The following is a 12,938-nucleotide window of genomic DNA, read 5'->3' on the forward strand; positions in this document are numbered from 1 at the left end:
CCCAACGCCCATACAAGGATTGTCAGCCCTCAGGCAGCGGAATATGTTCAGCCATGGTGTTCGCCCTTAATGCAGGGAGCGTTAGCGATGCACACTCGGCCCAAGACAAGACCCTACCTGCCACCGCGATGAAAAACGCCAAGTGGCAGGCAGACCTGCACCAACTCCGCCACCTGCGACTGTTCAATAATGTCGCCGCCAGCAGCATCAGCCAGCTGCTCAAGGAATTTCGCGCCTGCGATCTGGACGCTGGCGAAGTGCTACTTTCGCCCTTCAACCGCAATCAGTACCTCTACCTGCTGCTCAAAGGTCAACTCAAGGTCTACCTCGGCTCGCTCGACAGCCAGCCAGTGAGCACCCTGAAAGTGGGCGACTGCGCCGGCGAAATCAGTTTTATCGACAATGAACACCCCTCGGCCTATGTGGTGGCCAGCGAGCCCTGCTGCGTGCTGCGCCTGCATCGCGAGTCGCTGTTCAACCTGTTCCGGCAATCACCCGAACTGATGCAGAACCTGCTTGAACTGCTGTGCGATCGAGTGCGCCAAGGCAATCGGATCATCCTCGACAGCGAGCAGACCGCCAACATCGACGCCCTGACCGGCACCTACAACCGTCGCTGGCTGGAGCATATCTTCGAGCGTGAAAGCACCCGCAGCGCCTTCAATGAAAAACCGCTGTGCATGCTGATGCTCGACGTCGATCACTTCAAAGCCTACAACGACCAGCACGGCCACCTCGCCGGCGACTATGCGCTGTGCCTGGTCGCCCACACCCTGCGCAATCAGCTACGCCCCAAGGACAGCCTGACCCGCTACGGCGGCGAAGAGTTCGTCATCCTGCTGCCGGAAATCAGCCTCGATGAAGCGCGCCATATCGGCGATCGCCTGCGCCAGGCGCTGCATCACGTCAGCTCGTTCCATTCACCGATTGGTGTGCTGCCGGGTGTGACCGTATCCATCGGTCTGGCGCAGATGCAGCCCAAAGACAGCCTGCAAGGGCTGATCGCCCGCGCCGACAGTGCGCTGTATCGGGCCAAACAAAAAGGCCGCGACTGCCTCTGCGGCTGACCTCTACGATCTGCTGCGCATCGGCCCTGCTGCGTTAAAAACAAGCTCGGCCTGCTCATGTACAAAAGTACACTCCCCCCTCGCTTGTTCTTGCCTTGCATGGCTCTAGCTCGCGAGATCGTAAACTGGCTGCAAAAGCGCACGCGTCTGAAACCCACTCACTCGCTACCAATCACTTTTCTACCCACTCTTGTTAGAGTGCTGCGCATAACAACAACGCCCGGATGGCACCCACTATGCGCAAAATTCTGCTGACCCTCCTGATTGTGCTGCTGATCGCTGCTGGCAGCGTGTTCGCCCTGCCCGCCTTGCTTGACCGCAAGATGAACAGTGTCGAATCTCCCGCGCCCTACACGGCCAGCGAACCGGCCAAGCAGCTGCATCAACAGCTGTTTATCGCCGACCTGCACGATGACGTGCTGCTGTGGGAACGTGACCTGCTCAAGCGCTACGACTTCGGCCACTCTGACCTGCCGCGCATGCTCGAAGGCCATGTAGGCCTGCAGGTGTTCTCCACCGTGACCAAAACCCCGCGCGGCATCAACTACGAACGCAACAGCGGCGACAGCGACAACATCACCCTGCTGGCCATGGCCCAACGCTGGCCCAAGGAAACCTGGACCAGCCTGCTGCAACGCGCGCTCTACCAGGCACACAAGCTCAATACAGCCAGCACCAACAGCGACGGCCGCCTGGTGCTGATCAAAACCCGCGACGACCTCGGCCGCTTTATCAGCGCCTGGCAAAAAGACCCGCAACGCGTCGCGGCGATTCTCGCCACCGAAGGCCTGCAACCGATCGAGGGCAAACTGGAGAACGTCGATGCACTGTATGACGCCGGCTTTCGCATCACTGGCCTGACCCACTTCTTCGATAACGAAATCGGCGGCTCGGCCCATGGTCTGGAAAAAGGCGGCCTGACCCCGTTGGGCCGGCAAGTGATCAAGCGCCTGGAAGAAAAAGCCATGCTGATCGACCTGGCTCACGCTTCACGCCCGTTGATTGACGATGTACTGACCATCGCTACCCGCCCGGTTCTGGTCTCCCACACCGGCGTCGAAGGCACCTGCAAGGGCACGCGCAACCTCAGCGACAAACACCTGAAAGCCATTGCCGCCACTGGCGGAGTGATCGGCATTGGTTACTGGGATGCCGCCGTTTGCGCCACCTCGGTCGAGGCAATCACCAAGGCCATCCGTTATACCGCCGACTTGATCGGCGTACAGCATGTGGCCCTCGGCTCGGATTTCAACGGCACCATCCACGCCCCCTTTGATGTAACAGGCCTGCCACAGCTGACCGAAGGCCTGCTCAAGGCAGGCTTCAACCGCGATGAAATTGCCGCCATCATGGGCGGCAACGTACAGCGCCTGCTGCTTGCCAGCCTCCCCGCAGATTGAGTAAAAACCAGTCAACCGCTGCCATCCGGCGTGGCACTTCGCCGCGCCGGCTTCTTGCTTTACACTGGCGGCCGTTCACTCCTTAACCAATTGATGAGATGACCGTGCTCAAAGCACTCAAGAAAATATTCGGCAAAGCCGAGGGCGAGCAGCCCAGCCCAGCAAGCCCGCCCGTAACGCCCAGCGCACCGCGCGCCAAGCAGGATGCCCACGCGGACAACGACAGCCGCAACAGCAAACCGCGCGTTGCAGAAACCGCTGAAAAACCGCCACAGCGCCAGGAAAAATCGGCAAAACCGCGTCGCGAACGCCCGGCCAAGCCTGTCGATACCTGGAAACTGGAAGACTTCGTCGTCGAACCGGCCGAAGGCAAGACCCGTTTCCACGATTTCAAGCTCTCTCCCGAGCTGATGCACGCCATTCATGACCTCGGCTTCCCCTACTGCACGCCGATTCAGGCGCAGGTGCTGGGTTACACCCTCAGCGGCCGCGATGCGATTGGCCGTGCCCAGACCGGCACTGGCAAAACAGCAGCCTTCCTGATCTCGATCATCACCCAGCTACAACAGACCCCTGCGCCGAAAGAGCGCTACATGGGCGAGCCGCGCGCGCTGATCATTGCGCCGACCCGCGAACTGGTGGTGCAGATCGCCAAGGATGCCGCCGCCCTGACCAAATACACCGGGCTCAACGTGATGAGTTTTGTCGGTGGGATGGACTTCGACAAACAGCTCAAGCTGCTGGAGTCGCGCTTCTGCGACATTCTGGTGGCGACACCGGGTCGTTTGCTCGATTTCAACCAGCGGGGCGAAGTGCACCTGGACATGGTAGAGGTGATGGTGCTCGATGAAGCCGACCGCATGCTCGACATGGGCTTTATCCCGCAGGTACGGCAGATCATCCGCCAGACTCCGATGAAGGGCGAACGCCAGACCCTGCTGTTCTCCGCCACCTTTACTGACGATGTGATGAACCTGGCCAAGCAGTGGACCACCGACCCGGCCATCGTCGAGATCGAACCGGAAAACGTCGCCAGCGACACCGTTGAGCAGCACGTCTACGCCGTAGCCGGCAGCGACAAATACAAACTGCTGTACAACCTGATCACCCAGAACGACTGGATCCGTGTGATGGTCTTCGCCAACCGCAAGGATGAAGTGCGGCGCATCGAAGAGCGCCTGACCCGCGATGGCATCAGTGCCGTGCAGATGTCTGGCGATGTGCCGCAGCACAAGCGTATCCGCGCCCTGGAAGGTTTCCGCGAAGGCAAGATCCGCGTAATGGTCGCCACCGACGTCGCCGGCCGCGGCATCCACGTTGACGCCATCAGCCACGTGATCAACTTCACCCTGCCGGAAACCCCGGACGACTACGTACACCGTATCGGTCGTACCGGCCGCGCCGGCACCAGCGGCACCTCAATCAGCTTTGCCGGCGAAGACGACGCCTACGCCCTGCCCGCCATCGAAGCGTTGCTGGGCCGCAAGATTGCCTGCGAAATGCCGCCGGACGAGCTGCTCAAACCGGTACCGCGCAAGCACTGACCTAGGCACGACTAAAAAGGCGAAGCCCCAAGGCTTCGCCTTTTTTATGGCCTGCCGGCAACAACCTGTCAGGGCGCAAACAACTCCAGCTGCTCGTGCTGGCCGCGCAGGTCATGCAACCGCACGCCAACCCCCAGCAGACGCACCGCCTTGTTGCCTCGGGCGTAGGCGGCACTCAGCAGCCGCGCGTAGCTGTCCAGATCACGCCGTGCGCCGGCCTGTTCCAAGGTGGTCTGGCTGAAGTCGTGAAACTTGATTTTGACAAAAGGCTTGTCTGGCCGATAACTCGCATCCAGCCGCGCCATACGGGTTGCCAGTTGCTCCAGCAGCGCAGGCAACTGCTCCAGGCAGGCAGCCAGATCGGGGAGATCCTTGTCAAAAGTATTTTCCACACTGACGGACTGGCGCCGGCTGTCGTTATGCACCGCGCGCTCATCAATACCACGCGCCAGCCCCCAGAGACGTTCGCCGAAGCTGCCAAATTCCTTGGCCAGCGCCAGCTTGTTCCACTCGCGCAAGTCACCACATGTGCGAATGCCCAGACGACCGAGCTTGTCGGCCGTGACCTTGCCCACGCCATGCAACTTGCTCACCGACAAAGCCGCAACAAAATCCTCAACCTGATCGGGAGTGATGACAAACAGGCCGTTGGGTTTTTTCCAATCGCTGGCGATCTTGGCCAGGAACTTGTTCGGCGCCACACCCGCGGAAACGGTGATGTGCAGCTCCTGCGACACTCGCCTGCGAATATCCTGAGCAATACGCGTGGCACTGCCGGCAAAATGCGGGCTGTCACTCACATCCAGGTAGGCTTCATCCAGCGACAGCGGCTCAATAAGCTCGGTGTAATCGCGAAAGATCGCCTGAATCTCTCGCGACACCGCCTTGTAGACATCCATCCGCGGTTTAACGATCAACAGCTCCGGGCATAGCTTCAGCGCCTGCCCCGAAGCCATCGCCGAGCGCACACCATAACTGCGCGCCTCGTAATTACAGGTAGCAATCACCCCACGGCGATCCGCCGAGCCACCGACTGCCAAGGGTTTACTGGCCAGGCTCGGGTTATCACGCATCTCGATTGCCGCATAAAAGCAGTCGCAATCGACGTGGATGATTTTGCGGCTGTTCATCGTCAAATCCACAATCCCACTGAGCGCTACTGCTCAGCCGCGCCAATTGGAGCCGTGAGTGTGGCCTTCACACCATCGTCCGACTTATTGGTATAGGGCTGGATGATCAAGGCAACGACCAACATAAAGGCCACCAGCGGCAACCGTATGCTCTTGGCAGCCACTGCGACGCCGTATCCGGGACAAGCCCTGGTGTCAGCGGCGAGGTATTCAGTACTGATGACATCGCTCCTCTTCAATGGCCACGGACTCTAGCCCAACAGCCGGGCTGCGGGCTATGGCGAAAAGCTCGTGTCTTACCGGGCAGGCTCTAACTCAGGGCTTGCCAAGGGCCAAATGGCTAAGCGACTGAATAAAAACAACTTCCGCCGATCTTTAAGGTTGACACAGAGGTTTTTGCCGCTAAAATGGCCGCCGCGGGATGGAGCAGTCTGGTAGCTCGTCGGGCTCATAACCCGAAGGTCGTTGGTTCAAATCCAGCTCCCGCAACCAGATACTCAAAAAAGGCCACTCAAACGAGTGGCCTTTTTTGTTTCTCCACCGCCATTATTTAAGTTATTGATTAAAAACCACTAATCAATTGACAAAAGACCATTGGTGTATAGAATGGCCGGCGCGGGATGGAGCAGTCTGGTAGCTCGTCGGGCTCATAACCCGAAGGTCGTTGGTTCAAATCCAGCTCCCGCAACCAGATACTCAAAAAAGGCCACTCAAACGAGTGGCCTTTTTTGTTTCTGCCTCGCTAAAAATCTAAGCATTTGATTAAAAACACTATTTTGTTGACAGCTCGCGCTTTCTATATAGAATGGCCGGCGCGGGATGGAGCAGTCTGGTAGCTCGTCGGGCTCATAACCCGAAGGTCGTTGGTTCAAATCCAGCTCCCGCAACCAGATACTCAAAAAGGCCACTCAAACGAGTGGCCTTTTTGTTTATGGGCACTTTATCGCTCAGGTGCCCATATGGGTTACTCAGCCGCTTTAAGAAATATTGTTTTCTTCAGGGCTTGGAAGTTGTTCACATCGCCCACATGCTGCGGTGCAAACAGCATGAGGTGCTCGATGCGCGCCACACCCGACTCCACCGGCAATACCACTCCTGACGACACCCAACCGGACGACAATCGGCAGCTACGCTGGCTCGAACGATTGAGCGCCTATCGCCAGCCCATCGGCCTGCTTTTCACCCTGCTGCTGTTCAGCGCCGGCCTGTTTGCCTGCTGGCATCTACTCCATGAGCTGGACCCCGACGCGCTGCGCAGTGCCATCGCCGAGGTGCCCGCAAGCAGCCTGCTGGCGGCCGTCGGGGCAACCGCCATCGGGTTCCTCGCACTCGCTGGCTACGAGTGGTCCGGCTGCCGTCTGGCCGGGGTTCAACTGCCCATCGGGCGCATGTTGCTGGGGAATTTCTGTGCGTCGGCCATCGGCAACGCGATCGGTTTTTCCATGCTCACCGGCGGCTCGGTTCGCTACCGCCTGTATGCTCGAGACAATCTTGGCGCAGCCGATATTGCCCGCATCACGCTGTTTGCCAGCCTGGCCTTGGGTTGCGCGTTACCACCACTGGCTGCCCTGGCCGCACTGATCAACCTGGAGGCGGCCTCCCTGGCGCTACGCCTGCCCCCCTTGCAGGTGCAGGTTATCGCCGGCAGCGTGCTGCTGTTTACTCTGGGGCTGATTGTCGTACTGGCGCAACAGCGTGAACCGTAGGCACCCACACCGGGCTGCGTGACCATCCGCCTGGGCGCACGCCGCCTGCGTTTGCCGGGCTTACGCCTGAGCGGTCTGCAATTGCTGATTACCCTGGTTGATGTGTGTGCCGCTGCCAGCGTGCTGTACCTGCTGCTGCCGGAAGCACCGCCGCTGGCAACCTTTCTACTGGTCTACCTGCTGGCTCTGGCCGCTGGCGTGCTTAGCCATGTTCCCGGCGGCGTCGGGGTATTCGAGGCAGTGCTGCTGGCTGCGTTCGCCGGGCAACTGGGCGCGGCGCCACTGGCGGCCGCCCTGCTGCTTTACCGCCTGATTTATGTGGGCCTGCCGCTGTTGATCGCCTGCCTTCTGCTGCTGGCGAATGAAGCACGTCGCTTTCTACCGGCGGGCCGCCAGGCGGTACAGAGTGCTTCGGGGCTCGCCGCACCGGTGCTGTCACTGCTGGTGTTTCTTTCCGGGGTGGTGCTGCTATTTTCCGGAGCGACACCGGCCATTGATACCCGCCTGGAATACCTAAGCTTTCTGATTCCTCACCGCCTGATCGACGCCTCTCACCTGGCCGCCAGCCTGATCGGGGTTCTCTGCCTGCTGCTGGCTCATGGCTTGCGACGCCGACTGTCTGCCGCCTGGGCGCTGACAGTTGGTTTACTGGCCTGCGCGGCCGTGCTGTCGATACTCAAGGGGTTCGACTGGGAAGAGGCCAGCCTGCTACTGCTCACTGCGGCCTTGCTGGCGCTATTTCGCGGCGCCTTCTATCGCCCAAGCCGCCTGCTGGAGATGCCCTTCTCCCCGGTCAATCTGGTGGCCAGCATCTGCGTGCTGAGCGCAGCACTGTGGCTGATGCTATTCGCCTATCAGAATGTGCCCTACAGCCACGACCTGCTCTGGCAGTTTGCAGTGGACGCCGATGCACCGCGAACCCTGCGCGCCACCCTGGGCAGCGGCTTGCTGCTCGCCGCCCTGGCTCTGCTCTGGCTGCTGCGACCAACGCCGATGGTGATCCACGCACCGACAGCTGCAGAACTGAGCACGGCAGCGCGCATCGTCAAAACATCGGAGCAGCCGGATGGCGGCCTGGTGCTGACCGGTGACAAGGCCCTGCTGTTCAACCCCAGAGGCGATGCCTTTCTGATGTTCGCCCGCCAGGGACGTAGCCTGATTGCCCTGTTCGACCCGATTGGGGCCGCCAGTTGCCGGGCTGAGCTGATCTGGCAGTTCCGCGACCTCTGTGACCTGTACCACGTACGCCCGGTGTTTTATCAGGTGCGCGCCGAGAACCTGCCCTATTACATGGACATTGGTTTGAGCGCCATCAAGCTCGGCGAAGAGGCGCGCGTTGACCTGCCGCGCTTCGATCTGGAGGGCAAAGGCAAGGCCATGAAAGACCTGCGCTACACCCTAAACCGTGGGCAGCGCGACGGCCTGGCCCTGGAAATATTCGCTGCCGGACAAGCCCCCATGGCCGCACTGCAAGCTATTTCCGAGGCCTGGATGCAGGGTAAACAGGTGCGTGAAAAGGGCTTTTCCCTGGGCCGCTTCGACCCTGACTACCTCAAGCACTTCCGCATTGCCGTGGTTTCGCTGGCCGGCCGGCCACTGGCCTTTGCCAACCTGCTGGAAACTGACAGCCAGGAATTGGCCAGCCTCGACCTGATGCGCGTGCACCCCGAGGCGCCAAAGCTGACCATGGAGTTCCTCATGCTCAACCTGCTGCTGCACTTCAAGGCCAGCGGCCACCAGCGTTTCAGCCTGGGTATGGTGCCCCTGGCCGGCCTGCAACTGCGCCGCGGTGCGCCACTGACCCAGCGCCTGGGTTCGCTGGTCTTTCGCCGGGGTGAACAATTCTACAATTTCCGGGGCTTGCGCCGCTTCAAGGATAAATTCCAACCGGAATGGGAGCCGCGCTACATGGCCGTACCGCCAGGCATTGATCCACTGGTGGCACTGGCAGACACCGCGGCGCTGATTGCCGGCGGTTTTACCGGACTGATCAAACGCTGAGGCCCGCATGCTCAAACGTCTCTGGCAACGCTTACTGCTGGTGCTTGTCCTCACCCTGGGTCTGTCGGCGATTGCCTGGCAGCTCTGGCAGCACCCTGCGCAACAGACCAAGATAGAGCGGCGCCAACTGACCGATGGCAGCTCGGCCAGCCTGGCAACCCCCGCCGGCACGGCCAAAGCCCAGGTACTGCTACTGCTCGACCCCAGTCAACACTTGCAGGATGGTGAATTGCTGGCCCTGGCCCAGGACAGTGGCGCACGCATCCTGCAACTGAGCCTGCCCGGCAATGACTGCGATGCCCAACAACACCGCCTACAGGCTGCCACAGATGCGCTGCAGCACACCCCTACGCTGGTCGCCGGTATCGGCCCAGGTGCAGCATTCGCCTGGCGCTGGCTGGCTACACAGAGCAATGACGAGGCGCAGGCCCTGTCGGTGGGTTTCAGCCTGCAAAAACCGGACTGCGCCGCCCCACTGCCCGAGCGTGCGGCCCATGGTCGCTGGAACGTGGCCTGGAACAACAACCCGGATGAACCCAGTGCAGGTTTCGCGCGCGCCCAGGCCAACGCACAAACCAGCATCAGCGACTACAGCACCCAACTACCAGAGCTGCTCAAGCAACGCCTGCTGAGCCTGTTACAGGGCCAGGGCGAACCGATGCCGGTGATTGAAGTAGCGGCCAGCCAGCCAGGTGATACCGTCACCCTGTTCTATTCCGGCGATGGCGGTTGGCGCGACCTCGACCGTGACGTGGCAGCGGAAATGGCCAAACGCGGCTATCCCGTGGTGGGCATCGATGCCCTGCGCTACTTCTGGCAGCACAAAAGCCCGCAACAGGGCGCCGCCGATCTGGGCCAACTGATGCGGCAGTACCGCGAGAAATGGGGCGCCAAGCGCTTTGTTCTGGCCGGGTACTCTTTCGGCGCAGATGCACTGCCGGCGTTCTACAACCGGCTCACGGCAGACGAACAGCAGCAGGTGGACGCCATTTTGCTGCTGGCCCTGGCGCGCAGTGGCAGCTTCCAGATCGAGGTGCAGGGCTGGCTCGGCAAAACCGGGCAGGAAGCGGCCACCGGCCCGGAGCTGAGCCGGCTACCAGCGCACAAAGTGCTCTGCGTCTATGGTCAGGAAGAAGGTCCGGAGAGCGGCTGTACCCAACCCAATGCCGTCGGTGAGGCGCTGAAACTGCCTGGTGGCCATCACTACGACGAGAACTACCCGGCACTGGCTGACAAACTCTTGCAGGCCATCCAGCAACGCCAGGCCAACGGCCACAAAGATTGATCTGCCTTCATGCTCCGTTAAGTTTTTTTAACTAACCTAGGCCACACCGCAGTACCTAAAAACGAGAAACAGCAAGGAACCGTGATGAACCAGAACCCTCTCCCCACGCGCTACGGAAAGCTCTCCATCGCCCTGCACTGGCTGATACTGATATTGATCGCGGGGGTGTATGCCTGCATCGAACTCAAGGGCAATTTCCCCAAAGGCAGTGATACCCGCGAACTGCTCAAGCAATGGCACTTCATGCTCGGCCTGGCAGTATTCGCCCTGGTCTGGCTGCGCCTGCTGGCTCGCAGCCTCAGCCCGACACCCGCCATCGTACCGGCCCTACCCGCCTGGCAGGCCATCCCGTCGAAACTGATGCACCTGGCGCTCTATGCACTGATGATCGGCGCACCACTGGCGGGCTGGCTGATCCTCAGCGCGGCGGGTAAACCAATCCCGTTCTTCGGCCTGGAGCTGCCAGCGCTGGTCAACAAAGACCCTGACCTGGCGGGCACCATCAGGGAATGGCATGAGCTGGCGGGCAGCGCCGGCTACTGGCTGATCGGCCTGCATGCGGCGGCTGGCCTGTTGCACCACTTTGTAGTGCGCGACAACACCCTGACCCGCATCCTGCCTGGTCGCGGCTAAGGCTGATCACCTGCACCAGTGTGCCCAACGGCACGTCGGTGCAGGTGCAATGCCCGCCAGCCAATGCCTGAGCTAGCGCCCAGGCGCTGTGCCCACTTCAGATCTCGACCTGAGTACCCAGCTCAATCACACGATTGAGTGGCAGTTTGAAAAACCGCAGATTGCTGTTGGCATTCTTCAACATGAAGGCAAACAGCGCCTCACGCCATCGCGCCATGCCGATACGCCGGGTCGGGATCACCGTCTCACGGCTGAGAAAGTAGGTGGTGCGCATCGGGCTGAAATCCAGCTCATTGAGGTGGCAAAGCCTCAATGCCTCGGGCACATCGGGCTCATCCATAAAGCCAAAATGCAGCACCACGCGGAAGAAGCCCTCACCAAAGGCGTCCACTTCAAAACGACGCTCCGGTGCAACCCGTGGGCTGTCTTCACTCACCACAGTCAATAGCACCACCTGCTCGTGCAACACCTGGTTGTGCAACAGGTTATGCAGCAGCGCATGGGGCACCGCCCCCGGCCGGGCCGTGAGAAACACCGCCGTACCCTGTACCCGATGCGGTGGTTGCGCCCGAATGCTGTTGATAAACAGCGGCAGGCCCAAGGCCGTTTCATCCAGGCGCTCGACCAGAATCTGTCGCCCGCGTTTCCAGGTGGTCATCAACGTGAACAACACAATCCCCGCCAACACCGGGAAAGCCCCGCCTTGAAGAATTTTCGGCACGTTAGCGGCGAAGAACAGCGCATCGACCAGCAAAAAACCCAGCAGCACAGGGATCGCCAACAGCTTGGGAAGCTTCCACAGCAGCAACATCACCGCCGACACCAACAAGGTGGTGATCAGCATGGTGCCCGTCACCGCCACGCCATAGGCCGAGGCCAGTGCGCCGGACGACTCGAAGCCCAAAACCAACAGCACCACGCCGACCATCAAGGCCCAGTTAACCGCGCCGATATAAATCTGCCCCTGTTCATGGTCAGAGGTGTGCTGCACGAACATGCGCGGGATGTAACCCAGCTGGATGGCCTGATGGGTCAGCGAAAACGCCCCGGAAATCACCGCCTGCGAGGCGATCACCGTGGCCAGGGTGGCCAGCAGCACCATCGGCAGCAACGCCCAGGCCGGGGCCAGCAGATAGAACGGATTGCGTGCCGCCTCGGGACTGCCGAGGATCAACGCACCCTGACCGAAGTAGTTGAGCAAAAGCGCCGGCAACACCAGCAGAAACCAGGCTCGGGCAATCGGCTGCCGACCAAAATGGCCCATGTCGGCATACAGCGCTTCCGCCCCTGTCAGAGCCAGCACCACGGCGCCGAGAATGACCACGCCAATCCCCGGGTGCGAGATAAAGAAATTCACACACCAGTAAGGGTTCAGCGCCTTGAGCACTTCCGGCTGCTGAACGATGCCGTATACCCCCAAGGCACCCAACACGCTGAACCAGAGCACCATGATCGGCCCGAACAGCACGCCAATCCGCGCCGTACCGTGCTTCTGAATCATGAACAGTGCCACCAGCACCACCAGCGACAGCGGTACCACCCAAGGCTCCAGCCCCTCGAAGGCCAACTCCAGCCCCTCAACAGCGGACAGCACTGAAATCGCCGGTGTAATCATGCTGTCGCCATAGAACAGCGCCGCCCCAAACAACCCCAGCAACACCAGCAGCGCCTGCAACCGCGGGAATGGCCGTGCCGCGCGCTGCGCCAGTGCGGTCAACGCCATGACCCCGCCCTCACCCTGGTTATCCGCACGCAGGACAAACAGGATGTACTTGATCGACACCACCCAGATCAGCGACCAGAAGATCAGCGAGAGAATGCCCAGCACCCCGTCATGGTTGGCCTGCACCCCGTACTGCCCCGCGAAGACCTCCTTGAGGGTATACAGCGGGCTGGTGCCGATATCGCCGTACACCACCCCCACGGCCGCGATCAGCAACTTGCCAGATGACTTCGACTGCGCATGCTGCTCGGCCGTTTGCGTAACACTTTCGCTCATCCACATGCTCCATGACGTGATAATGCTGCGCTTCCAGGTACTGACCACAGCGGCGTACCAGCCACTCATCCAGCCGCGTGGCATTCCTACAGGCTAGCGGCTAAAAGACCCTTCGTAGTGGTGGCAATGGCGCAAGTCTGCCGCTAGAATTGCGCACTTTTTGATCAGAGGCG

At 60.7% G+C, this 12,938-nt stretch carries 7 protein-coding genes, 3 tRNA genes and 1 pseudogene; 9 read left to right on the plus strand and 2 right to left on the minus strand.

The genetic code is table 11. The annotated features are described in order from the left end of the window. Nucleotides 1-128: 128 nt before the first annotated feature. The 3 genes from ACSQ17_RS02030 to rhlB all read left to right on the plus strand — a co-directional run bounded on the left by ACSQ17_RS02030 (nt 129) and on the right by rhlB (nt 4,011). Nucleotides 129-1,067, plus strand: a complete 939-nt coding sequence (locus ACSQ17_RS02030; protein ID WP_436070412.1) for a GGDEF domain-containing protein — start codon at nt 129-131, stop codon at nt 1,065-1,067. 236 nt (nt 1,068-1,303) lie between these two features. Continuing rightward, complete coding sequence (locus tag ACSQ17_RS02035; RefSeq protein WP_436067377.1) at nt 1,304-2,467, plus strand: dipeptidase; 1,164 nt, start codon at nt 1,304-1,306, stop codon at nt 2,465-2,467. Between the two features lie 104 nt (nt 2,468-2,571). Then, nucleotides 2,572-4,011 carry an ATP-dependent RNA helicase RhlB gene (gene rhlB, locus ACSQ17_RS02040; protein ID WP_436067378.1) on the plus strand — a complete coding sequence of 480 codons (1,440 nt, stop codon included), beginning with the start codon at nt 2,572-2,574 and terminating at the stop codon, nt 4,009-4,011. 68 nt (nt 4,012-4,079) lie between these two features. Here the strand turns inward: rhlB and dinB are convergent, their stop codons facing one another. Beyond that, nucleotides 4,080-5,141, minus strand: coding sequence for a DNA polymerase IV (gene dinB, locus ACSQ17_RS02045; RefSeq protein ID WP_436067379.1), 1,062 nt, complete (start codon nt 5,139-5,141; stop codon nt 4,080-4,082). Between the two features lie 415 nt (nt 5,142-5,556). Here dinB and ACSQ17_RS02050 point away from each other — a divergent pair. The 6 genes and pseudogenes from ACSQ17_RS02050 (at nt 5,557) to ACSQ17_RS02075 (ending at nt 10,766) form a co-directional block, all read left to right on the plus strand. After that, a tRNA-Met gene (locus ACSQ17_RS02050) sits at nt 5,557-5,633 on the plus strand. Between the two features lie 122 nt (nt 5,634-5,755). Next, a tRNA-Met gene (locus tag ACSQ17_RS02055) sits at nt 5,756-5,832 on the plus strand. Nucleotides 5,833-5,954: 122 nt separating this feature from the next. After that, nucleotides 5,955-6,031: transfer RNA gene (locus ACSQ17_RS02060), tRNA-Met, on the plus strand. Between the two features lie 255 nt (nt 6,032-6,286). Beyond that, nucleotides 6,287-8,848, plus strand: a pseudogene (gene mprF, locus ACSQ17_RS02065) (bifunctional lysylphosphatidylglycerol flippase/synthetase MprF). A 7-nt stretch (nt 8,849-8,855) separates the two neighbouring features. After that, a complete protein-coding gene (locus ACSQ17_RS02070; protein ID WP_436067380.1) occupies nt 8,856-10,133 on the plus strand; it encodes a virulence factor family protein in 1,278 nt (425 codons plus the stop codon). Between the two features lie 84 nt (nt 10,134-10,217). After that, a complete protein-coding gene (locus ACSQ17_RS02075) occupies nt 10,218-10,766 on the plus strand; it encodes a cytochrome b (protein ID WP_436067381.1) in 549 nt (182 codons plus the stop codon). A 97-nt stretch (nt 10,767-10,863) separates the two neighbouring features. Here ACSQ17_RS02075 and ACSQ17_RS02080 read toward each other — a convergent pair whose 3' ends face one another. Beyond that, nucleotides 10,864-12,765, minus strand: coding sequence for a potassium transporter Kup (locus ACSQ17_RS02080; RefSeq protein WP_436067382.1), 1,902 nt, complete (start codon nt 12,763-12,765; stop codon nt 10,864-10,866). Between the last annotated feature and the right edge of the window lie 173 nt (nt 12,766-12,938).

This window comes from Pseudomonas sp. LjRoot71, from assembly GCF_964253255.1.
Classification (GTDB): Bacteria; Pseudomonadota; Gammaproteobacteria; order Pseudomonadales; family Pseudomonadaceae; genus Aquipseudomonas.